21 protein-coding genes are annotated in these 22,645 nt (G+C 35.9%); 8 read left to right on the top strand and 13 right to left on the bottom strand.

Features of this window, described 5'->3' with window-relative positions; genetic code table 11:
• Positions 1-19 precede the first annotated feature (19 nt).
• On the top strand, positions 20-403 hold the full coding sequence (locus ACRDEC_RS10205; RefSeq protein ID WP_431498235.1) for a hypothetical protein: 384 nt from the start codon (positions 20-22) through the stop codon (positions 401-403).
• A gap of 36 nt (positions 404-439) precedes the next feature.
• Here the strand turns inward: ACRDEC_RS10205 and mscL are convergent, their stop codons facing one another.
• The 3 genes from mscL to ACRDEC_RS10190 all read right to left on the bottom strand — a co-directional run bounded on the left by mscL (position 440) and on the right by ACRDEC_RS10190 (position 3,957).
• Complete coding sequence (mscL, locus tag ACRDEC_RS10200; RefSeq protein WP_431498234.1) at positions 440-811, bottom strand: large conductance mechanosensitive channel protein MscL; 372 nt, start codon at positions 809-811, stop codon at positions 440-442.
• Between the two features lie 83 nt (positions 812-894).
• On the bottom strand, positions 895-3,339 hold the full coding sequence (locus tag ACRDEC_RS10195; protein WP_431498233.1) for a bifunctional UDP-N-acetylmuramoyl-tripeptide:D-alanyl-D-alanine ligase/alanine racemase: 2,445 nt from the start codon (positions 3,337-3,339) through the stop codon (positions 895-897).
• Positions 3,340-3,348: 9 nt separating this feature from the next.
• On the bottom strand, positions 3,349-3,957 hold the full coding sequence (locus tag ACRDEC_RS10190; protein ID WP_431498232.1) for a thymidine kinase: 609 nt from the start codon (positions 3,955-3,957) through the stop codon (positions 3,349-3,351).
• A 101-nt stretch (positions 3,958-4,058) separates the two neighbouring features.
• Here ACRDEC_RS10190 and ACRDEC_RS10185 point away from each other — a divergent pair, with 101 nt between their 5' ends.
• The 3 genes from ACRDEC_RS10185 (at position 4,059) to ACRDEC_RS10175 (ending at position 6,192) form a co-directional block, all read left to right on the top strand.
• Positions 4,059-5,090 carry a hypothetical protein gene (locus tag ACRDEC_RS10185; protein ID WP_431498231.1) on the top strand — a complete coding sequence of 344 codons (1,032 nt, stop codon included), beginning with the start codon at positions 4,059-4,061 and terminating at the stop codon, positions 5,088-5,090.
• A complete protein-coding gene (gene rsmI / locus ACRDEC_RS10180) occupies positions 5,090-5,782 on the top strand; it encodes a 16S rRNA (cytidine(1402)-2'-O)-methyltransferase (protein WP_431498230.1) in 693 nt (230 codons plus the stop codon). Before ACRDEC_RS10185 ends, rsmI begins: the two co-directional genes overlap by 1 nt.
• Before the next feature lie 62 nt (positions 5,783-5,844).
• Entirely contained in the window at positions 5,845-6,192 is a 348-nt protein-coding gene (locus ACRDEC_RS10175; RefSeq protein ID WP_431498229.1) for a HopJ type III effector protein, read from the top strand.
• Here ACRDEC_RS10175 and ade read toward each other — a convergent pair.
• The gene (gene ade, locus ACRDEC_RS10170) at positions 6,189-7,808 is read right to left on the bottom strand and encodes an adenine deaminase (protein ID WP_431498228.1); all 1,620 of its coding nucleotides are present in this window, start codon (positions 7,806-7,808) and stop codon (positions 6,189-6,191) included. The genes ACRDEC_RS10175 and ade overlap by 4 nt on opposite strands.
• Before the next feature lie 160 nt (positions 7,809-7,968).
• Between ade and recJ the strand changes: the two genes are divergently transcribed.
• The 4 genes from recJ (at position 7,969) to ACRDEC_RS10150 (ending at position 14,650) form a co-directional block, all read left to right on the top strand.
• The gene (gene recJ, locus ACRDEC_RS10165) at positions 7,969-9,660 is read left to right on the top strand and encodes a single-stranded-DNA-specific exonuclease RecJ (protein ID WP_431498227.1); all 1,692 of its coding nucleotides are present in this window, start codon (positions 7,969-7,971) and stop codon (positions 9,658-9,660) included.
• Entirely contained in the window at positions 9,660-10,913 is a 1,254-nt protein-coding gene (locus ACRDEC_RS10160; RefSeq protein ID WP_431498226.1) for an MFS transporter, read from the top strand. The genes recJ and ACRDEC_RS10160 overlap by 1 nt, the downstream gene beginning before the upstream one ends.
• Positions 10,914-10,969: 56 nt before the next feature.
• Positions 10,970-13,801 carry an excinuclease ABC subunit UvrA gene (gene uvrA, locus ACRDEC_RS10155; protein WP_431498225.1) on the top strand — a complete coding sequence of 944 codons (2,832 nt, stop codon included), beginning with the start codon at positions 10,970-10,972 and terminating at the stop codon, positions 13,799-13,801.
• A 123-nt stretch (positions 13,802-13,924) separates the two neighbouring features.
• Complete coding sequence (locus ACRDEC_RS10150; RefSeq protein WP_431498224.1) at positions 13,925-14,650, top strand: TIGR00730 family Rossman fold protein; 726 nt, start codon at positions 13,925-13,927, stop codon at positions 14,648-14,650.
• 57 nt (positions 14,651-14,707) lie between these two features.
• On the opposite strand, the gene ACRDEC_RS10145 is transcribed toward ACRDEC_RS10150, so the two are convergent.
• The 9 genes from ACRDEC_RS10145 to ACRDEC_RS10105 all read right to left on the bottom strand — a co-directional run bounded on the left by ACRDEC_RS10145 (position 14,708) and on the right by ACRDEC_RS10105 (position 22,547).
• The gene (locus ACRDEC_RS10145) at positions 14,708-15,136 is read right to left on the bottom strand and encodes a hypothetical protein (protein WP_431498223.1); all 429 of its coding nucleotides are present in this window, start codon (positions 15,134-15,136) and stop codon (positions 14,708-14,710) included.
• 86 nt (positions 15,137-15,222) lie between these two features.
• On the bottom strand, positions 15,223-16,095 hold the full coding sequence (gene sucD / locus ACRDEC_RS10140; RefSeq protein ID WP_431498222.1) for a succinate--CoA ligase subunit alpha: 873 nt from the start codon (positions 16,093-16,095) through the stop codon (positions 15,223-15,225).
• Between the two features lie 82 nt (positions 16,096-16,177).
• Positions 16,178-16,540 (bottom strand): nuclear transport factor 2 family protein, encoded by a 363-nt coding sequence (locus ACRDEC_RS10135; protein WP_431498221.1) that lies wholly within the window; start codon positions 16,538-16,540, stop codon positions 16,178-16,180.
• Entirely contained in the window at positions 16,530-17,471 is a 942-nt protein-coding gene (locus ACRDEC_RS10130) for a UDP-3-O-(3-hydroxymyristoyl)glucosamine N-acyltransferase (protein WP_431498220.1), read from the bottom strand. Before ACRDEC_RS10130 ends, ACRDEC_RS10135 begins: the two co-directional genes overlap by 11 nt.
• Positions 17,472-17,475: 4 nt before the next feature.
• The gene (gene efp, locus ACRDEC_RS10125) at positions 17,476-18,042 is read right to left on the bottom strand and encodes an elongation factor P (protein ID WP_431498219.1); all 567 of its coding nucleotides are present in this window, start codon (positions 18,040-18,042) and stop codon (positions 17,476-17,478) included.
• Positions 18,043-18,080: 38 nt separating this feature from the next.
• Positions 18,081-18,863: an acyl-ACP--UDP-N-acetylglucosamine O-acyltransferase gene (gene lpxA / locus ACRDEC_RS10120; RefSeq protein WP_135524829.1), complete on the bottom strand. Its 783-nt coding sequence runs from the start codon at positions 18,861-18,863 to the stop codon at positions 18,081-18,083.
• Positions 18,864-18,867: 4 nt separating this feature from the next.
• A complete protein-coding gene (locus ACRDEC_RS10115; protein ID WP_431498218.1) occupies positions 18,868-20,256 on the bottom strand; it encodes a bifunctional UDP-3-O-[3-hydroxymyristoyl] N-acetylglucosamine deacetylase/3-hydroxyacyl-ACP dehydratase in 1,389 nt (462 codons plus the stop codon).
• 2 nt (positions 20,257-20,258) lie between these two features.
• Positions 20,259-21,278: a UDP-3-O-(3-hydroxymyristoyl)glucosamine N-acyltransferase gene (gene lpxD, locus ACRDEC_RS10110; protein ID WP_431498217.1), complete on the bottom strand. Its 1,020-nt coding sequence runs from the start codon at positions 21,276-21,278 to the stop codon at positions 20,259-20,261.
• A gap of 33 nt (positions 21,279-21,311) precedes the next feature.
• Positions 21,312-22,547: an HD domain-containing protein gene (locus tag ACRDEC_RS10105; RefSeq protein ID WP_431498216.1), complete on the bottom strand. Its 1,236-nt coding sequence runs from the start codon at positions 22,545-22,547 to the stop codon at positions 21,312-21,314.
• Between the last annotated feature and the right edge of the window lie 98 nt (positions 22,548-22,645).

The raw sequence follows: 22,645 nt of genomic DNA, 5'->3' as shown, positions 1-22,645 counted from the left end.
CGGTCTTTACTTTTACAATATGAAAAACAAAATAGAAATTCTCACCAAAATTGGTATTTTCGGCACTTTCTTGGGTCATGGAATCGTTGCTTTCTGTATTAATCCAAAATGGATTCCCTTACTTACATGCTACGGATTTTCAGAAAGCCAAGCTGTTAGTTTAATGCCGTTTATTGGAATTGCTGACATTATAATTGCTTTCATTGTTTTATTATATCCAATCCGGGCAGTTGTCGGATGGGCTATTTTATGGGCTTTTATGACTGCATTAAGCCGGCCTATATCAGGAGAAAGATTTGTTGAATTCGTCGAAAGATCAGCTAACTGGTGCCTTCCATTAGTCTTGCTTTTATTACTTGGCATACCCAATGATTTTAAAAGCTGGTTTAAAGTACGGGAATAAAAAAAGGAGGATTTTTTATATCCTCCTTTATTATTATTATTTTTTAAGTAAATCTCTAATCTGTGTCAATAATTCTTCTTGAGTTGGGCCGGCAGGTGCCGCAGGAGCATCAGGTTTTTTCATTTTGTTTATCCCTTTAATGATTAGGAATAAAATAAAAGCAACAATGACGAAATTAATAACCGCCGAGATGAATACACCGTATTTAACACCTCCAAAAGCCGTTAATTGCTCAATCTCTGTAAGGTTTGCAGCCTCCAATGCCGGTTTTAGCAATAACGGAGTAATTACATCGTCGATTAACGAGCTTATAATTTTTCCGAAAGCACCACCGATAATAACCCCAATAGCCAAATCTACAACGTTGCCTTTCATGGCAAACTCCTTAAATTCTGAAATGAATCCCATAATTTATTTGTTTTAGGTTAATTTTATTTTTGATAAAGAGCTAATTTAACATTATTATTTAAAAAAGCATGCAATTTTCATTGTTATTCTCTGTAAAAAACTCTTTTAACCCTACTTGAAATACTGGTCAAAATTTCATAAGGAATTGTGTTTATTGCTTCAGCGATAACAGTTACTGATGGATCTTTACCAAAAATAATGACTTCGTTACCTTCAAAACAATTAATTCCTGTCACATCAACCATGAGCATGTCCATACAGATACTGCCAATTATTGGAGCGTTCTGGTTGTTTATAGTAACATAACCTACACTATTACCCCAAAGACGGGAAATACCATCGGCATAACCAATGGGAACGGTGGCCACTTTTGTTGTTCTTTTTGCCTGAAATCGGCGATTATATCCTACTGTTTCCCCTGAATCGATGGTTCGTAATTGAGAAATCACAGATTTTAAGGTCCCAACGTTTTCCAACATTTTTGTTTCTTCAGCATCATTGGAAACACCATACAATCCTATTCCAAGCCGAACCATATCAAACTGAGCATGAGGAAAATTACTGATCCCTGAAGAGTTACTGATATGCCGAATTGGTTTTATGTTCAACGCGCTGGTAATCATCATTGACAGACTGTCAAAATCCGAAATTTGCTTGTTTGTAAACGCTTTATCTTCCTGATTGTCGCTTTCAGCCAAATGCGATAAAACACTCTTTATTTCAACTAATTTAGTTTCTTTTAAAACAGCGATTAATTCCGGTAACATGTTGGCATCAAACCCCAGCCTGTTCATTCCTGTGTTGATTTTGATATGAATGGGATATTGATTAAGGTTTTTCTCGTTGGCAATTTTCAAGAAAGCCTTTAGTCCGCGCAAACTATATATTTCCGGTTCCAAATGGTATTGTATAATCGATGGAAAACTAGTCATTTCAGGGTTTAAAACCATCACAGGCAATTCAATACCTGCTTTACGGAGTTCAATTCCCTCATCGGCAAAAGCCACTCCTAAATAGTCAATTTTATGATGTGCTAGTAATTTAGCAATCTCATAACTTCCACTTCCGTAGCCAAACGCTTTCACCATCACCATTAATTTGGTCTTCGGGTTCAGTTTTGATTTAAAATAATTTAAATTATGACTTATAGCGTTCAGATTAATCTCAAGAACTGTTTCATGCGTTTTCTCTTCCAGAAGCGAAACAATTTTCTCAAATTCAAATTGACGGGAGCCTTTAATCAATACTGTTTCATTCACAAATTCCAGACTTTCAAAAGCAGTAATAAAATCATCTGTTGAAGTGAAAGAAATAGGATTAAGGAATTTATTTTTAAACTGAGTAATAACTTCCCCAATACAAATCACCCGGCTTATCTTATGCGAAATAATAAGATGCGACACTCGAGCATAAAGCTCATCATTTGACAATCCCGATTGAAAAATATCGGATAAAATTAGTGTTCTCTTTTTATGCTGTTTTTGATTTTCAAGAAAATCTAAAGCTATTTTAAGTGATTGAAAATCCGAACTGTAACTATCATCAATTAAAGTACAATTGTTAATTCCTGTTTTTACTTTCAGACGCATTTCAACAGGAAATAACTGGCTGACACGATGCTCTATGGTTTCCAGACTGTATTCCATATAAAGCATGGTTAAAATGCAATGCATGCTGTTTTCGGCCGAAGCTTCATCAGTAAAAGGGATTCTTATCTGAAAAGATTGATTTTTCCAGATAATATTCAGAACCGAATAATCTTCAAACGTATGCTTTTGAAAAAAAACATCAGCCGTCCTGTCATTTGTACTCCAGGTAAAAGTTTTGATTTCCGGCTTTATAAAAGCTTCAACCGTTTTGTTTTTATTCAGAATAAGGACTGAAACACCACTAAAAAGCTTTAACTTCTCTTTTATTTTATGTGAAATATCCGAAAAACCCTCGTCGTGGGCAGTTCCGATATTGGTTAAAATACCAATCGTTGGCCTGATAATTTTTTGAAGATGAATCATTTCACCACTCGTAGAAATTCCTGCTTCAAAAATACCAAGATTATGATTTTCGTTAATTGCAATTACCGAAAGTGGCACTCCTACTTGTGAATTGTAGCTTTTTGGACTTCTGATAATATTAAAATCAGGACCCAGCAGAAAATTCAGCCATTCTTTAATGATTGTTTTTCCATTGCTTCCCGTAATGCCTATGACCGGAAAATGAAAAAGGTTTCTATAGTAAGCCGCAAAATCCTGTAATGCCGTAAGCGTATTATCTACAACAAAAAAATTAGCCTTGTCGTTTAAAATTTCCGAAATATCGGTAACAACGAAATTTTTAACCCCTTTTGAAATCAGGTCTTCGATGTAAATATGCGCATCATGATTGGGTCCAACCAAAGCAAAAAATAAAGTTTTGTTATTGTTTTGCTGTGAACGGCTATCAATGGACACATTATCAATAACACCGGAAGCATTATCAATATTGGCTTTAGCATTAATAGCAGCAATTATATTTTGTAAAGTGACGCTCAATTTGTTATCCTATTTTTTCTTATCTGAATTTTCTTCCTGATTTTTTTTCATCGCATTAAAATAAGCTGCACGGCTTAATGGCTCATACTCTTCGGTTTCTCCAAGCATAACCAATTTTTCGTTGTCATTTTTTCTAAAACTGTAATGTGCCAAATTTCCTGTGCGTGTGCAAACGGCGTGAACTTTTGTAACGTATTCGGCAGTTGCCATAAGCGCCGGCATTGGACCAAAGGGATTTCCTTTAAAATCCATATCCAATCCTGCCACAATTACTCTGATTCCAGAATTTGCCAAATCATTGCAGATAGAGACAATTTCGTCATCAAAAAACTGCGCTTCGTCAATACCGACCACATCACATCCTTGGGCCAGAATACGAATATTGGCTGCCGCTGGAACCGGAGTGGAACGAATTTCATTCTTATTATGTGAAACTACCATCTCATCATCATAACGGGTGTCTATGGATGGTTTAAAAATTTCTACTTTTTGTTTGGCGAACTGAGCACGTTTCAATCTGCGTATCAATTCTTCAGTTTTACCTGAAAACATAGAGCCGCATATTACTTCGATCCAACCAAATTGTTCTTTGTGATTTACTGTATTTTCAAGAAACATTTTTTATTTTTATAACGATAAAAATGAATAGTTTTTATTACTTTGTAACACAACAAATTTATTAAAAAAGATACGCCTCACTCATTATAATTTTAAAAGTTATGAAAAAAAAGTTAGAAGCCGAATTAATTAGCATCGCTCATAGAATTTTGCAATTGAAACACAAAGAAGATGTCCGTGAATTGCATCATGAAACTCAAAAATTATACGAAAAGCTATCGGTTTTATTATTTGTTGAAGAAAATTTCAGTGAAGTAAAGCCAACCATTGGTATTCATGAAATTGAAGCTAAACTTGAAAAAGCCTTTGATTTTGACGAAAAAATTGTGGTAGCTGAGATCAAAGAAGAAGATGAGGAACTGGTTGTTGAATCGAAAATAGAAACTGAGCCTGCTCAAACGGTTTCAAAAAAGGATCAGGCAAAAACACCAAAAAACACCGTTGATCCGGTTCCGTCAGAAACAATCGATACTAAAGAGCCTGCAAAAGAAATAATCGCTGAGCAACCTAAGGTGGAAGCCGAAATTGAAACTCCTATTCTTGAAACTCCAATCATTGAAATTCCAAAGCCGGAAAAAAAGCAAATTTCTTTTGATGATATTTTGGGAGGAATACCTGCAGATCCAATTTTTGAAAGGGTAAGCGATATTAAAAAATCGGAAGAAACTAAAGTGGCTCAAGAAATCTCAAAAATCATTGAAGATAAAATTGAAGATACAACGTCTCACGAAGTACACATTGAAACAGTTTTTAGCGACGTACATGAAGGAAAAGATGTTGTTTTTGAAAAACCTGCCCCTGAAATACACATTGAAACCGTATTTGTAGATGTAAATGAAGGAAAAGATATAATTTTTGATAAAGCCGATCCTAAACCGACAGCCAATCTGAACGACAAACTTAATAAAGGAATCAATATTGGTTTAAATGACAGAATTGCATTCGAAAAAAATCTTTTTGGAGGAAGCAGCGAAGATTTCAACAGAGTCGTTTCTCAATTGAGTACTTTCGATACTTTTGAAGATGCTAAAAATTTTATCGACGAACTGGTTAAACCGGACTATAACGAATGGAAAGGCAAAGATGAATTTGCAGAGCGGTTTATGGAGTTTGTTGAAAATAAATTTTTGTAATGGGTAAATTATACTTGGTTCCTACTCCTATTGGTAATTTGGAAGATATGACTTTTAGGGCAATTAAAGTGCTGAAAGATGTTGATTTAATTCTTGCAGAAGACACTCGAACCAGCGGAAAATTACTCAAGCATTTTGAGATTTCAACTCACATGCACAGTCATCACATGCATAACGAACACAAAACAGTTGAAAATATCATCAAGCGTATACAAGCTGGTGAAAATATCGCTTTAATTTCAGATGCCGGAACTCCTGCTATTTCGGATCCGGGTTTTTTACTAACCAGAGCTTGTGTAGAAAATAATATCGAAGTTGATTGTCTGCCTGGCGCCACTGCCTTTGTACCTGCATTGGTTAACAGTGGTCTGCCGAACGATAAATTTATATTTGAAGGCTTCTTACCGGATAAAAAAGGGCGTCAGACCCGTTATTTGGCTCTTGCTGAAGAAACCCGCACTATGATTCTATATGTTTCGCCACATAAACTGACAAAAACATTAGCTGAATTCATACAGTATTTCGGTGCAGACAGGCAAGTTTCTGTTTCCCGCGAAATTTCCAAACTTCATGAAGAAACTGTTCGCGGAACAGCTGAAGAAGCCCTGAAACACTTTGAAGCAAAGCCTCCAAAAGGAGAAATCGTGGTAATTGTAGCAGGAAAAAGTACTGCCAAAGAATCTAAAAAATAATACTGAGGGTAAAATTAAAGACCAAACCTCTTTTACTGGAAGCTTTTAAAATGATGATTGATATGATAAATACTTTTCTGGAAAAATTAAAAACAGCGCCTAAATCAATAACTTTTGCTGAAACTATTACTCTTATTGAAGAAAACTATTCTTTTACACCAACAGGTTTTCAGAACGGAACACAATATAATGCAGCCGGAGAAAATTCAGGATCCTGCAAGATTTTTGCTTTTGCCTATTTGCAAAGTTTATCTCAGGCGGAAACATTAGCCTGTTTTGGGGCCTATTATTTTGAAGAGGTCCTTAACGAACCAAATGGAACAAACCACCAGAATATCCGGAATTTTATAGCAACCGGCTGGAACGGAATTCTGTTTGAAGAGGAAGCATTAACAGCAAAAAAAGCTTAAACTTCTAAGTCTACAAACGAAAAAGAATTCCCGCTAAACAAGCCTTTATCAGATAATTTTAAATCAGGAATAACTAATAAAGCCATAAATGAAAGCGTCATAAACGGCGCTTTCAGATTGCTGCCCAGTTCTTTGGCCATTGTATCAATTTCCTGATATAATTTTCCGGCTTCCCAACCATCTTTATCACTTATAATTCCTGCAACAGGAAGTGGTAATACCTTTATTTCGGCATCATTTACAGCACAAATTCCGCCTTTATTTTCAATCAGAAGATTGACCGCTTTACAGATTTCATCATCGGAGGTTCCCACAACGACAATATTATGACAGTCGTGTGCCACAGAACTTGCTATGGCTCCTTTTTTTAATCCGAAATTCTTAATAAACGCAACAGCTGGTTTGGCATTTTGATACCTGTTGACAACTGCCATTTTTAAAATATCATTCTCTACATCAGAAATTAATTTTCCCTCTTTAATCAATGGCTTGTGATGTATCTCATTTGTAATCAATTGTCCTTCTAAAGCCTCAATCACTCTTATTTTTGAAGAAGATCCTGAAAGCTCAAAATCAGTAATTTCTTTAGCCAAAATATTGAAATTATTTGGCGTTTCAAATGCAACATTATTCACAAATGAAATGCCGTTCTCAGCAACTAATTCACCATCTATATATGTTTTTTGAACATTGAAACCAACTAAATCTTCCACAATAACAAAATCAGCCGAATCATTTATTTTCAGCAGACCAACCTTCATCTTATAATGATTTACCGGATTTATGCAGGCCGCCTGCAGTACCTTAAAAACATCGATTCCTTTTGCCACAGCACGAGCACAAAGCAAATTGATATGTCCTAAAATCAAATCATCAGGATGTTTGTCATCAGAGCAAAACATCATATTCTCGTAATTATCAGGAAGTAAATCAATCAAAGCTTCAAAATTTTTAGCTGCACTGCCCTCTCGGATGATTACTTTCATGCCAAGCGATAATTTCTCCTGTGCCTCATCGAAAGTAAAACATTCATGATCAGTCGATATTCCAGCTGAAATGTATTTTTTAATAGCCTCTCCACGCAATCCGGGTGCATGCCCGTCTATTGGTTTATTAAAATGTTTGGCCCAATGAATTTTCTTTAAAACTTCTGCATCATCAAATAAAACGCCGGGATAATTCATCATTTCTGACAGATAAAATATATCAGACGAAGCCATCAATTCTTTAATTTCCTCAGAATCAATAACTGCTCCAGCCGTTTCAAAAGAAGTGGCAGGAACACAGGATGGTGCCCCAAAATGAAACTTCAGCGGCACCTGCTTACTATTATCAATCATATAGTAAACTCCTTCTTTGCCAAGGACATTGGCAATTTCGTGAGGATCTGAAATGGTGCCTACTGTCCCATGAAGTACAGCGATTTTAGCAAATTCAGAAGGTACTAACATAGAACTTTCAATATGGATATGAGCATCAATAAATCCCGGAAGAATATAGCTTTTAATACCATGTTCTTTTTCTGTTATTGAAATGATTTTCCCATTTTCAATAGTAATTTCACCTGAATAAATCCGTTTGTTTTCTATATCTACAATTTGACCTTGAATTTGCATCTAATGATTGTATTTAAATAATATTAAAGTTCAAAATAACCACTTTTTATTCAGATTAAGAGGGTTTATTTTCTGATTTAAAAAAAATAATTAACAATCACTTTTGAAATTTTATAGTAAATTTGAATTCATAACATATTTATACTCCATACAAAAAATTATGCGCTGGACCATCAAACCAAAACCCTCTCAAGAAAAAATAAAACAACTCTCACAGGCTTTAAATGTAGAAGAAAATATCGCGACACTCCTACTCCAACGCGGTATTGCAACTTTTGAAGAAGCAAGGCAGTTTTTCCGTCCCAGTTTAGACGATTTGCATGATCCTTACTTAATGAAAGATATGCATAAAGCAGTTGAACGCATTGAAAATGCCATTGCAAACAACGAAAACATACTGATTTTCGGTGATTATGATGTTGATGGTACTACCGCTGTTTCACTGGTTTCTTCCTATTTAAAAACGTATTATCCCAATATTGCCACTTATATTCCTGACCGTTATGACGAAGGTTATGGCGTCTCATACAAAGGAATTGATTATGCTGATGATAACGGCATTACCTTGATTATTGCGCTGGACTGTGGTATAAAATCGATTGATCATGTGGCATACGCCAAAGAAAAACATATTGATTTTATCATTTGCGATCACCATAGGCCGGGAGAAATTCTACCCGAAGCTATAGCTGTTTTAGACCCTAAAAGAAACGATTGCAGCTATCCTTATGATGAATTATGCGGTTGTGGTGTTGGTTTCAAATTGATTCAGGCATTAGGCCGAAACAGGAACCAAACAATTGATGATTTATTGCCTTATTTAGATTTGGTTGCTACGGCTATTGCCGCGGATATTGTTCCTATGACAGGAGAAAACAGGATATTGGCAAAATTCGGATTGGAAGTAATCAATTCAAATCCAAGGCCCGGAATTCAGGCAATAATTCAGAATCTGAAAAAAAAAGTACTTACCATAACTGATGTTGTTTTTATTGTTGCTCCCAGAATAAACGCTGCCGGACGAATAAAACACGGTAACTATGCCGTTGAATTACTGACCGAATTTGATTTGGCCCAAGCAGAGGAATTTGCTTCTCAAATTGAAATTTTTAATGCTGACAGAAAGGATTTAGACAAACAAATTACAAAAGAAGCTTTATTACAGATAGAAAATAATGCTGAAGAAAAAAAATTTACAACTGTCGTATATCAGGAAGACTGGCATAAAGGTGTTATTGGAATTGTAGCTTCCAGATTGATTGAAACACATTACAGACCAACTATAGTTTTTACAAAAAGTGGCGATAAACTGGCTGCTTCAGCACGCTCTGTTAAAGATTTTGATATTTACAATGCATTGGAAGCCAGCGCAGAACATTTGGAACAATTTGGCGGACATATGTATGCTGCAGGAATGACGCTGAAAGAAGAAAACTACAGTGCATTCAAAAACAAATTCGAACAAGTTGTACGGGAAACCATTCATCCTGATTTATTAACACCTGAAATTGCCGTTGATTTAGAAATTGACTTAAATGACATTAACGATAAATTTTTCCGGATTTTAAAGCAATTCGAGCCATTTGGACCTCAAAATATGACTCCTGTATTCTGGTCCAAAAATGTAAACGACACTGGCTACGGAAAGACATTAGGCAAAGACGAGGAACATTTGCGTTTGTATGTAAAACAGGAAAACAGTGTTGGTTTTGCTGCTATAGGTTTCGGTTTGGCAGGAAAAAAAGCGCTAACTGAAAATCAGAATCCCATTGAAATTGTTTATTCCATTGATGAAAATGAATGGAACAACACTATAAGCTTACAATTAAGATTAAAAGACATAAGAGAATAATGACTAAAAAAGATCCTTTTTCATCGTTAAAAATAAAAGAATTTCGTTGGTTTTTGTTAATGAGACTGGGAATTGTACTGGGCTGGTCCATGCAATTCGTATTAATCGAATGGGAAGTATACCGAATAACAAAAGATCCATTATCATTAGGTTTAATAGGCTTAATGGAAGTAATTCCAGCCATAGGAATGGCTTTATTCGCAGGGCATATTGTCGATCAGAATGAAAAAAAAGGAATGCTGGTTAAATGCCTGTTTGGATTAGCTTTCATCAGTATTTTGATGTGCATTCTCCTAAAACCTGAAGTTGCTGAAACATTTTCTAAAAGTATCGTTTTAAACGCTATTTATGCTCTGGTATTTTTAGGAGGGATCATTCGTGCCTTTATTATTCCTTCGGTTTTTAGTCTTCTTGGCTTAATTGTCCCTAATAAAGAGAAGCCAAATGCCGCTGCCTGGAGTAGTTCGACATGGCAGGTTGCTGCTGTAATCGGACCGGCATTAGCAGGATTTACCATTGGCGGGATTGGTGTTTTTGCTTCCATGCTTTTAGTGGTCATCAGTATCATTCTCGGGGTTTTTGCTTTATTTCAAATCGAATCAAAACCCATCTTAAATCCAAAATTAGGCGAACCTGTTTTTACAAGTCTGAAAGAAGGCATTACATTTGTATTCCAAAACAAAACGGTACTTAATGCTTTGTCACTCGATATGTTTGCAGTACTGTTTGGAGGGGCTGTGGCATTATTGCCCATTTTTGCTCAAGATATTCTAAAAGTCGGCTCTGAAGGATTTGGTATTTTGAGGGCCGCACCAGCTATTGGCGGCTTAATTACGATGCTTATCGCTACTTCTATGCCACTAAATACAAATGCTGGAAAAAAATTACTTTTAGCTGTTTTAGCTTTTGGAATCTGCATTATCATTTTCGGACTATCAACTAATTTTTGGGTTTCAGTTGCTGTACTGTTTCTTAGTGGTGTCGCCGATGGAATTTCAGTGGTAATTAGACAAACTATCCTTCAAATTTATACGCCTGATCATATGCGGGGCAGAGTATCTTCCGTAAATTCAATATTTGTAGGTTCTTCAAACGAATTAGGTGCTTTTGAAAGCGGATTCACTTCGAAATTAATGGGTGTTGTACCTTCGGTAGTCTTTGGTGGAATTATGACCATAGTTGTAGTAGGTGTAACCGGTTTAACTTCTCCAAAATTTAGAAATCTGGATATACAAAAGGATTTAGAAACTTAAAAAGGGATTATTAAATTTTGACACAAAAAATGTACCTTTGTGTTTTGCCAAAAACTATGCTAAATACCGAAGATACTATTGAAGTTATTGGTGCCAGAGTGCACAATCTCAAGAATATTGACATTTCTATTCCCCGTGAAAAACTGGTTGTTATTACCGGGCTTTCGGGTTCGGGAAAATCATCATTGGCCTTCGATACGATTTATGCCGAAGGACAACGTCGCTATATAGAAACTTTTTCGGCATATGCCCGACAGTTTTTAGGCGGATTGGAACGTCCCGATGTTGATAAAATAGACGGATTGTCTCCAGTGATTGCCATTGAACAGAAAACCACCAGTAAAAGTCCTCGTTCGACCGTAGGAACCATTACCGAAATTTATGATTTTCTTCGTTTGCTTTTTGCACGTGCCGGAGATGCTTACAGTTACAATACGGGTGAAAAAATGGTTTCTTATTCTGATGAGCAAATCAAAAATTTAATTACCGAAAATTTTATTGGAAAACGAATCAATATCCTTGCTCCTGTTATCCGTGCGAGAAAAGGTCATTATGCCGAATTATTCCAGCAAATCACTAAACAAGGGTTTTTGAAAGTCCGTGTAAATGGAGAAGTTCAGGACTTAGTTGCCGGAATGAAATTGGACCGATACAAGACACACGATATCGAAATTGTGGTAGACAGGCTGCTCGTTGAAAATTCACCGGAAAGCGAAAAAAGGTTATCTGAAAGCATTCACACGGCGATGTATCACGGCGAAAATGTGCTGATGATTCTTGATCAAGATACAAATCAGACCAGATATTTCAGTAGAAACTTGATGTGTCCTACAACAGGAATTTCTTATCAGAACCCTGAACCGAACCTTTTTTCATTCAATTCGCCAAAAGGTGCCTGCGAACATTGCAACGGATTGGGAACAGTAAATGAAATCAATACCAAAAAAATAGTTCCAAATCCAAAATTATCAATCAAAAATGGCGGTTTTGCACCACTTGGAGAATATAAATCTTCTTGGATTTTCAAGCAATTGGAAACAATTGGGGAAAAATTTGAGTTCAAATTAACCGATGCTATTGAAACCATTTCGGCGGAAGCAATGGAAATGATTTTGAACGGTGGAAAAGATAAATTTTCTGTCACTTCTAAAACAGCTGGTGTTACCAAAGAATATAAAATTGATTTTGAAGGGATTTCAAACTTCATCAAAACACAACATGATGAAAGCGGTTCAACTTCAATAAAACGTTGGGCTAAAGACTTTATGGATGAAGTAAACTGTCCAGTATGTCATGGTTCACGACTAAAAAAAGAAGCGCTTTACTTCAAAATTAATGATAAGAATATTGCAGAATTATCCAATGTGGATATTTCTGATTTAACGGATTGGTTTGATAATTTGGATAATCATTTGTCTGAAAAACAAAAAACTATCGCTATTGAAGTAGTCAAAGAAATCAAAGACAGACTTCACTTCCTGGTAAATGTTGGTTTGGAATATCTGGCTTTAAGCCGAAGTTCGAAATCACTTTCAGGAGGAGAAGCGCAACGTATTCGTCTGGCTACGCAAATTGGCTCGCAACTAGTTGGCGTATTGTATATTTTAGACGAACCAAGTATTGGATTGCATCAAAGAGATAATGAAAAATTAATCCATTCATTAGAGCAATTACGAGATATTGGCAACTCAGTAATCGTTGTGGAACATGATAAAGACATGATTGAACGTGCTGATTATGTAATTGATATAGGCCCAAAAGCAGGAAAATTTGGCGGAGAAATCATCAGCAAAGGAACTCCGGCAGAAATATTGGAACAGCATACGATAACTGCCATGTATTTGAATGGAGAAATGAAAATTGAAGTTCCTAAAAAACGCCGTGAAGGCAATGGAAAATCAATTAAATTGACTGGTGCTACAGGAAATAATTTAAAAAATGTCTCTATTGAATTGCCTTTAGGAAAATTAATTTGCGTGACTGGTGTTTCCGGCAGCGGAAAATCGACATTGATTAATGAGACGCTCTACCCTATTCTAAATGAATATTATTTCAATGGTGTCAAAAAGCCACAGCCTTATAAAAAAATTGAAGGATTAGAGCATATAGATAAAGTCATTGATATAGACCAAAGCCCTATTGGCCGAACACCGCGCTCCAATCCGGCGACTTATACCGAAGTTTTTACTGAAATCAGAAGTTTGTTTACCATGACTCCTGAAAGCATGATTCGAGGTTATAAAGCCGGCAGGTTCAGCTTTAATGTAGCTGGCGGACGTTGTGAAACTTGTGAAGGTTCCGGTGTGAGAACGATAGAAATGAGTTTTTTACCTGATGTTTATGTAGAATGTGAAACCTGTCAGGGAAAACGTTTTAACAGAGAAACATTAGAGATCAGATACAAAGGAAAATCGATTTCCGATGTCTTGAATATGACGGTTGATGAAGCAGTTCCTTTCTTTGAAAATATCCCGAAAATCCATCGAAAAGTAAAAACCATACAAGATGTAGGTTTGGGTTATATTACTCTTGGACAGCAAAGTACAACGCTTTCAGGTGGAGAAGCACAACGTATAAAATTAGCCACTGAATTGTCCAAAAAAGATACAGGAAACACTTTTTATATCATGGATGAACCCACAACCGGTCTGCATTTTGAAGATATCAGAGTGCTGATGGATGTCATTAATAAACTGGTTGATAAAGGAAATTCTGTATTAATTATTGAGCATAATATGGACGTTATTAAACTCGCTGATTATATTATTGACATCGGTTACGAAGGCGGAAAAGGCGGTGGCGAAGTGGTTGCCAAAGGTACTCCCGAAGAAATTGCTAAAAATAAAAAAAGCTATACGGCTCAATTTCTAAAAAAAGAATTACTTTAGCAGGCTATTTTTTTAGCCCTGATAGCAACGGAAATCCTTTTGTTTTTTATTTAAAAACAAAAGATTGCAGTGAATAGCAGGAAACAGCTTCAAAATAAAATATTAAAATATAAAATACAAAACATGGCGTTTAACGATTATGAAAATGAGGATTCAAGAATCCAAGACAAGCTGAAACAAAAAACTTGGAACGAGATAAGGACCAATGACTCTTGGGCAATTTTTAAAATTATGTCGGAGTTTGTGAATGGTTATGAAAGCATGGCCAGAATTGGGCCTTGTGTTTCTATTTTTGGATCAGCAAGAACAAAACCGGAAGATAAATACTATTTGTTGGCCGAAAAAATCGCGTATAAAATCAGTAAAGCAGGTTACGGAGTAATTACAGGCGGTGGCCCGGGTATTATGGAAGCCGGAAATAAAGGTGCGCACCGTGGTGAAGGAACTTCCGTGGGCTTGAATATCGAATTGCCTTTTGAGCAGCATTTTAATCCTTATATCGACAAAGACAAAAATCTTAATTTTGACTATTTCTTCGTTCGAAAAGTAATGTTTGTGAAATATTCACAAGGGTTTGTCGTGATGCCGGGAGGTTTTGGAACATTAGACGAATTATTTGAAGCGATAACGCTTATCCAAACTAAAAAAATTGGAAAATTCCCTATTATTTTAGTAGGTTCCAGCTTTTGGGCGGGATTAATTGACTGGGTGAAAACAGTAATGATTGAGCAGGAAAAAACGGTAAGTCCAAGCGATATGGATTTGATAAAAATCGTAGATACCGAAGAAGAAGTGGTTGAAGCACTTGATAACTTCTATAAAAAATACAATTTAAGTCCGAATTTCTAATAAAAAAAGCCCCGCAATTCGGGGCTTTTTCATGGTTTTAAAAATCCTTCAATAGGATTAAAAAGCTACATTCCATCTTGGTAATTTCCCGTTTTCATCAAGGAAATTTTGCAAAACCTGTCCTTCCATAGAAGTTGGTATTACTTTGTTCTTTTCGTTGAATGTTTCGTACCAATGTACTTCTAAAGCAGCAATGCCTTCTTTTTTCATTTGAGCAGGCCAGGAATATTTTCTTCCGGTTTTAGCAAATTGGTGACCATTGACAATTTTGTCATACAATCCTCCTGCTTTAATTTTTAACGTCCCGTCATTTTGTATTGTCCCGGTAGAAGCGACCATTATCAGCTCTTTTTCTTCGCCATCAACAGCATAAACCAAAAAAACGCCACTCCCCGCTTCCGGTGCATTGCAGATTTCTTCTAGGTTATTGTTTTCTGTTAAAGTAAAACTATTGCTGATTTTAATTTTTTTTAATTCTTTATACATTTTTATATTTTTTAAATGTTGCAATCATTTGTAAAAAAATGCCCCACGAAAATCGTGAGGCATTAGATTTTATATTCATTTGGGTATTAACCTAAAACTTCTTTAACTTTTTTACCAATTTCAGCTGGAGAGTCTACAACGTGAATTCCGTTTTCTCTCATGATGCGTTTTTTAGCTTCAGCTGTATCATCAGCACCACCTACGATAGCACCTGCATGACCCATTGTTCTTCCTTTTGGAGCTGTTTCACCAGCAATAAAACCAACAACCGGCTTACGGTTACCATCAGCTTTAATCCATTTAGCAGCATCAGCTTCTAATTGACCTCCAATTTCACCAATCATAACGATACATTTGGTTTCAGGGTCATTCATTAACAATTCAACAGCCTCTTTTGTAGTAGTTCCAATAATTGGATCTCCACCAATACCAATAGCTGTTGTGATACCTAAACCTTGTTTTACAACCTGGTCCGCAGCTTCGTAAGTTAAAGTTCCTGATTTAGAAACAATACCTACAGTTCCTTTTTTGAAAACAAAACCTGGCATGATACCTACTTTTGCTTCTCCTGGAGTAATTACACCTGGACAGTTAGGTCCGATTAAACGACAATTTTTTCCTTTAATATATTCATTAGCTTTAATCATGTCTGCTACAGGGATACCTTCAGTAATAGCGATGATTACTTTGATTCCTGCATCAGCAGCTTCCATAATAGCGTCAGCAGCAAATGCTGGCGGAACGAAAATAATTGTTGTATCAGCTCCTGCTTTATCAACAGCATCTTTAACTGTGTTAAAAACCGGACGATCTAAATGCATTGTTCCTCCTTTTCCAGGAGTTACACCACCTACAACATTTGTTCCGTATTCAATCATTTGTGAAGCGTGGAAAGTTCCTTCGCTTCCTGTAAATCCCTGAACGATTATTTTTGAATCTTTATTGACTAAAACACTCATGATATTTTGTTTATATAGTTTATTTTTTGTGTTGCAAAAGTAAGGTTTTGAAATGTACTTTTAAATTATTTTTTAAAATAAATTACGTTAATTGACTCATTTGAAATCCACGGTATAATTTTTCTCCTTTAAGTTCCCAAATCACCATAAAATGAGCCAAAATCATTTCTTCTCTTGGGTTTTCAATCGTTTTTACGTAGTGAATGTAACGAACACTGACTGTATTTTCTTCTTCGAGTATATGTGTAATATAAATTCGGGAAGAATAATACGCTTTTTGCATTTCACTGGCCAGTTTTAGCATTTCCTCCCTGTTCAATTGAAGAAAACCCTTACTGCTATTCCAATCCAGCGTTACATCTGGATGAATAAATGTATCCAGTAATTCATTGTCCCGAAAAGCATCCGATTTATAAAAATTCTTAACTATTTCTTTAGCCTTCATTTTTATTCAGTTTATTTAGTATTTCAGGAAGTTTTTTAAGATTGGCCAGTTGTTTCAGTTTTTCGCGGGATTCTTCTACAGGAGTTCCAAAATAGGATTTTCCTCCCTCAATAGATTTAGTTACTCCCGTTTGCCCCATAACAACTGCTTTTGAGCCAATGGTTATCCCGCTGGTGGTACCAACCTGACCCCAGAGAGTTACTTCGTCCTCAATGACAACACAACCCGCAATTCCGGTTTGTGAAGCTATCAGACATTTTTTTCCAATTACAGTATCATGGCCAACATGCACCTGATTGTCAATTTTTGTGCCGGCTCCAATTGTTGTATCTCCGGTAACTCCTTTGTCAATGGTGCAAAGTGCTCCAATTCCAACATTGTCTTGAATGACTACTCTTCCGCCTGAAATCAATTGATCGAAGCCATCCGGACGTTTTTTATAATAAAAGGCGTCTGCTCCAAGAATAGTTCCTGCATGGATAATAACATTGTCTCCAATCACAGTATTATCGTAAATGGAAACATTAGAATGAATCAGACAGTTTTTACCGATAGACACGTTATTTCCAACAAAAGAATTGGGCTGGATAATTGTACCCTCTCCTACTTTGGCTGTAGCCGAAATAGATGCATTTGAAGCCTGAAAAGGCCTGAAATGACGGGTTAATTTATTAAAATCCCTAAAAGGGTCGTCAGAAATTAATAAAGCTTTGCCTTCGGGACAATCAACGCTTTTGTTAATTAAAACTATCGTTGCAGCTGATTGCAAAGCTTTATCGTAATATTTTGGATGGTCAACAAACACAATATCACCGGGCTCAACAACATGAATTTCATTCATTCCAAGAACCTGGAAATCATCCTTACCAACAAATTCACAACCTATAATAGCAGCAATTTCTTTTAGAGTATGTGTTTGGGGAAACTTCATCTGATTACTCTTTTACACGCTCCATATAAGAACCTGTAGCCGTGTCAATTTTGATTTTATCTCCTTCATTAATAAACAAAGGTACGTTTACTGAAGCTCCTGTTTCAACTTTTGCCGGTTTAGTAGCATTTGTTGCCGTGTTTCCTTTAACTCCAGGCTCTGCATAAGTAACTTCAAGAACAATAGAAGCTGGCATATCCACTGAAAGCGGCAAATCTGTTTCAGTATTGATCTGAACCATTACATTCGTTCCTTCTTTCAATAAATCCGGAGCATCTAAGATTGTTTTGTTTAATGTAATCTGCTCAAAACTTTCGTTATTCATAAAATGAAATTGATCTCCTTCAGCATATAAAAATTGAAAAGTATGAGTTTCAACTCTCACATCTTCAATTTTATGACCCGCAGAAAATGTATTATCAAGTACTTTTCCAGTTGTCAGACTTTTAAGTTTTGTTCTCACGAAAGCTGGTCCTTTCCCTGGTTTTACGTGAAGGAATTCAATAATTTTATATATATCGTGATTAAATTTTATACATAATCCGTTTCTAATATCTGATGTAGATGCCATTTTTGAGTATTTATTTGATTTTTGTTTCTTTTTTAAAATTATACGCCTGTATAACCTTTCATGATTCCTCTTGATGAATTTCTGATAAAATCTAAAATTTCATCTCGTTCCGGAGTAGCCTGCATTTCAGCTTCAATGATAGCTAAAGCTTGTGATGTATTGTAATTTTTTTGATATAGAATTCTGTAAATATCCTGAATTTCTTTAATTTTTTCAGTGGTAAATCCTCTGCGTCTTAACCCAACAGAGTTGATACCAACATAAGACAACGGTTCTTTAGCCGCTTTTGTAAAAGGCGGAACATCTTTTCTTACTAATGATCCTCCGGAAACCATAGCATGGTCACCAATAGAAATAAACTGGTGAACTGCTGCCAAACCTCCAATAATAGCAAAATCTCCAATGGTAACGTGACCTGCAAGCGCTACACCATTAACCACAATTGCATTATTTCCAATATGACAATCGTGTGCAATATGCGCAGTTGCCATAATCAGACAATTATTTCCTATTGTTGTTTGTCCTGAGGCAATAGTTCCTCTATTTATTGTGACACACTCTCTTATAGTAGTATTATCTCCAATTACCGCAAGTGATTCTTCTCCTCCAAATTTCAAATCTTGTGGTACAGCAGAAATTACTGCTCCTGGGAAAATATTACAATTTTTACCAATACGGGCACCTTCCATAATCGTAACATTGGAACCAATCCAAGTTCCGTCACCAATAACAACGTTATTATGAATGGTAGTAAAAGGCTCAATTACAACGTTTTTGGCGATTTTTGCACCAGGATGAACATAGGCTAAAGGTTGATTCATATTGTTATTGTTTTTTAACGATTTGTGCCATTAATTCCGCTTCAGCAACTAACTTACCATTAGAGTAAGCACTCGCCTGCATGTGACAGATTCCTCTTCTGATTGGAGAAAGTAAGTCTAATTTAAAAATTAATGTATCGCCTGGTAATACTTTATGCTTGAATTTAACATTGTCTATTTTCATAAAATAGGTCAGGTAATTTTCAGGATCCGGAACGGTACTCAAAATTAAAATTCCTCCAGTCTGAGCCATCGCTTCAACGATTAAAACTCCTGGCATAACAGGTGCTCCCGGAAAATGTCCAACGAAGAAATCTTCGTTCATTGTAACATTTTTCAACCCGACAACATGGGTGTCTGACATTTCCAAAATCCTGTCAACCAACAAAAATGGTGGCCTGTGAGGCAACATTGACATGATTTTGTGAATATCCATTAAAGGTTCCTTATTCAAATCGTAAACAGGAACGTGGTTTTTCTGTTCGGTTTTGATAATCTTAGATATTTTTTTAGCAAATTGAGTGTTTACAAAATGCCCTGGCTTATTTGCAATTACTTTTCCTTTAATTCTGGTTCCGATAAGTGCCAAATCTCCAACCACGTCTAATAATTTATGACGTGCTGCTTCATTAGGGTAATGCAATGTAAGGTTATCCAAAACACCGTTTGGTGTCACTGAAATTTTGTCTTTTCCAAAAGCTACTTTCAGCCTGTCCATTGTGGCATCAGAGATTTCTTTATCAACATACACGATAGCATTATTCAAATCACCACCTTTAATTAAACCATGCTCCAATAAGGTTTCTAATTCGTGTAGGAAACTAAAAGTACGGCAGTCAGCAATTTCAGTCTTAAATTCCGAAATATTTTTCATGCTGGCATTTTGAGTACCTAAAACTTTGGTACCAAAATCAACCATAGCGGTTACTTGATAATCATCTGATGGCATAACAATGATTTCACTGCCTGTTGCCTCATCCATGTAAGAGATAACTTCTTTTACAACGTATACGTTCCTTTCCGCTTCTTGCTCAACAATTCCTGTTTTTTCAATAGCTTCAACAAAATATTTTGATGAACCATCCATAATAGGCAATTCGGATGCATTCAGCTCCACTGTTACGTTGTCCAGATCACAGCCAACAAGTGCGGCCAAAACGTGTTCCGGAGTCTGAATCATTACTCCTAATTTCTCAAGATTAGTTCCTCTTTGTGTATTTACAACATAGGCAGCATCCGCTTCAATGATAGGTTGACCTTCTAAATCTACACGAACAAACGTAAATCCATTGTTTACCGGTGCCGGCTTAAAAGTCATGGTAACTTCTTTACCTGTGTGTAATCCAACGCCTTTAAGCGCAATTTCTGACTGAATGGTCTTTTGCTTAACCATAATTATTTGTTTTTCTTTTTTAGTTCTTCTATTTCTGACACGATTTTCGGAAGATTCTTGAAATGAACATACGATTTATTAAAATCACTGTATCCGAAAGTTGGGCTTCCTTGTAATGTTTCGTGGTCTTTTATATTTCTTCCTACACCTGATTGTGCCTGAATTCTAACTCCGTTACCTATAATTAAATGTCCGGCAATACCTACTTGTCCGCCAATCATGCAACTTTTTCCTATTTTAGTAGAGCCCGCTATTCCTGTTTGAGCAGCAATTACCGTGTTCTCACCTATTTCAACATTATGGGCTATCTGGATTTGATTGTCCAGTTTTACTCCTTTTCTAATAATGGTAGAACCCAGCGTAGCTCTATCAATAGTAGTACATGCACCAACGTCTACATTATCTTCTAAAATCACATTCCCTATTTGTGGTACTTTGCTGTAAACTCCTTCTTCGTTTGGCGCGAAACCAAACCCGTCAGCACCTACAATGGCTCCGGAATGAATAGTACATCCTTTACCGATTTCTGTTTCCGAATACACTTTGGCTCCAGCAAAAATAATGGTGTTATCCCCTATTTTTACGTTATCTCCAATAAACGAATTCGGATAAATCTTTACATTGTTCCCAATAATGACATTTTCTCCAACATAGCTGAAACTTCCCAAATAGAAGTTTTCCCCATGTTTTGAGCTTTCAGCCAATACGCAAGGTACTTCAATACCTACTTTATTCAGCTTAATCTGATTGTAAAATTCCAATAGCTTCGAAAAGGACTTATAAGCATCTTCTACTTTTATCAATGTTGTGCTAATCTCATTTTCAGGCACAAAAGTCTGGTTTACAATAGTTATTGTAGCTTTTGTATCATAGATAAAATTAACATATTTGGGGTTGGCCAAAAAGGTTAAAGAACCTTCTGTTCCCTCTTCTATCTTAGACAATCTGGAGACTTCAGCGTTAGGATTTCCCACCACTTCACCTTCTAAAATTCCTGCTATTTGTTCGGCTGTAAATTTCATCGTGACAAAAATATAAAATTTTAAAAAGAAACTTTAGTTTTTATTGAGTTGTTTTGGAAAACAAAGAAAATACTTTGTCACTTGTTTCGATAAAGCTTTCAATGATAATTGGTCCGAAAGCAGTGCTACGTCTTCTATTCCGCCATCTTTTTTGAGTATTCTGATAGGTTCGGCAATCTTACTGTAAGCTTGATTTTTGATTTTTCCTTTGAAAACAAAATACTTAGCTTCCTGTATACCAACGTTATATTCTTTTGAAAATTGCTCTGCCAATTCCAGAACTTCTTTTACTGTAAACTTTTCTTCGCTCATCTTAATTTTAAGCAAATCCCGGTTGATGATCATTTTACTCAGCGAACTTAATACAAAGTCCTCGTGAAACTGCCAGTTTTTTATCGCTCCAATTATATCTGAATCGTCTAATTGAGCAAACTTATTCAAAATAACATCGGTAAAATCCTCCAATGTGATTTTGTTCTCAATAAAGAAAAACAACGGTTTACTGCATTCTATTACAATCCCTTTCTGATGCAATTCCTTGGCTCTTTTCAGTGTTTTGGTCAGAATCAGTTCGGCTGCAAGACTCGTTTTATGCAGATAAACCTGCCAATACATAAGCCTTCTTGCCATTAAAAATTTTTCAACCGAATAAATTCCTTTTTCTTCTATAACCAAAACATCGTCTACCACATTCATCATCTGAATTAAACGGTCGGAATTTATTTTCCCTTCTTCTACTCCGGAATAAAAACTGTCTCTTTTCAAATAATCCATTCTATCCATATCCAACTGGCTAGAAATCAACTGTAACATGAATTTCCTATGGTATTCTCCTTTAAAAATCTGAATCGCTAAACTCAGCTTTCCTTCAAACTCTTCATTCAATTTATTCATAAACAGCAATGAGATTTCCTCATGATGCACGTCTTCGGCAATACTGTGCTCCATCGCATGCGAAAAAGGCCCATGACCAATGTCATGAAGCAAAATGGCGATATAAAGCGCGTTTTCTTCTTCCTTGGATATTTCAGTGTTCTTAAATCGCAACACCTGAATCGCTTTCTGCATAATATGCAAACAGCCTAAAGCATGATGAAAACGGGTATGATTTGCTCCCGGATAAACCAAATACGATAATCCCATTTGAGAAATCCTACGCAAGCGTTGAAAATAAGGATGCTGAATTAAATCGTAAATTAATGGATTAGGAATGGTTATAAAACCATATATAGGGTCGTTGAAAATTTTTAATTTATTGGTATTACTCACAAAAAATTGATTTATACAAATATATGAATTTGATGTATTCAAAAGAAAAACCCTCTTGAAGTTTATTTCAAAAGGGTTTTTAAGTTCTAATTGGTTTT

The organism is Flavobacterium sp., from assembly GCF_050696275.1.
Lineage (GTDB): Bacteria > Bacteroidota > Bacteroidia > Flavobacteriales > Flavobacteriaceae > Flavobacterium.
This window is presented reverse-complemented; position numbering and strand designations above follow the sequence as displayed.

Coding starts and splice junctions, on each gene's coding strand:
- uvrA (WP_431498225.1), top strand. CDS start 10,970: ATGCTAAATACCGAAGATACTATTGAAGTTATTGGTGCCAGAGTGCAC.
- mscL (WP_431498234.1), bottom strand. CDS start 811: ATGGGATTCATTTCAGAATTTAAGGAGTTTGCCATGAAAGGCAACGTT.
- recJ (WP_431498227.1), top strand. CDS start 7,969: ATGCGCTGGACCATCAAACCAAAACCCTCTCAAGAAAAAATAAAACAA.
- ACRDEC_RS10160 (WP_431498226.1), top strand. CDS start 9,660: ATGACTAAAAAAGATCCTTTTTCATCGTTAAAAATAAAAGAATTTCGT.
- efp (WP_431498219.1), bottom strand. CDS start 18,042: ATGGCATCTACATCAGATATTAGAAACGGATTATGTATAAAATTTAAT.
- ACRDEC_RS10185 (WP_431498231.1), top strand. CDS start 4,059: ATGAAAAAAAAGTTAGAAGCCGAATTAATTAGCATCGCTCATAGAATT.
- lpxA (WP_135524829.1), bottom strand. CDS start 18,863: ATGAATCAACCTTTAGCCTATGTTCATCCTGGTGCAAAAATCGCCAAA.
- lpxD (WP_431498217.1), bottom strand. CDS start 21,278: ATGAAATTTACAGCCGAACAAATAGCAGGAATTTTAGAAGGTGAAGTG.
- ACRDEC_RS10175 (WP_431498229.1), top strand. CDS start 5,845: ATGATAAATACTTTTCTGGAAAAATTAAAAACAGCGCCTAAATCAATA.
- rsmI (WP_431498230.1), top strand. CDS start 5,090: ATGGGTAAATTATACTTGGTTCCTACTCCTATTGGTAATTTGGAAGAT.
- ACRDEC_RS10150 (WP_431498224.1), top strand. CDS start 13,925: ATGGCGTTTAACGATTATGAAAATGAGGATTCAAGAATCCAAGACAAG.
- ACRDEC_RS10115 (WP_431498218.1), bottom strand. CDS start 20,256: ATGGTTAAGCAAAAGACCATTCAGTCAGAAATTGCGCTTAAAGGCGTT.
- ACRDEC_RS10135 (WP_431498221.1), bottom strand. CDS start 16,540: ATGAAGGCTAAAGAAATAGTTAAGAATTTTTATAAATCGGATGCTTTT.
- ade (WP_431498228.1), bottom strand. CDS start 7,808: ATGCAAATTCAAGGTCAAATTGTAGATATAGAAAACAAACGGATTTAT.
- sucD (WP_431498222.1), bottom strand. CDS start 16,095: ATGAGTGTTTTAGTCAATAAAGATTCAAAAATAATCGTTCAGGGATTT.
- ACRDEC_RS10205 (WP_431498235.1), top strand. CDS start 20: ATGAAAAACAAAATAGAAATTCTCACCAAAATTGGTATTTTCGGCACT.
- ACRDEC_RS10190 (WP_431498232.1), bottom strand. CDS start 3,957: ATGTTTCTTGAAAATACAGTAAATCACAAAGAACAATTTGGTTGGATC.
- ACRDEC_RS10130 (WP_431498220.1), bottom strand. CDS start 17,471: ATGAAGTTTCCCCAAACACATACTCTAAAAGAAATTGCTGCTATTATA.
- ACRDEC_RS10145 (WP_431498223.1), bottom strand. CDS start 15,136: ATGTATAAAGAATTAAAAAAAATTAAAATCAGCAATAGTTTTACTTTA.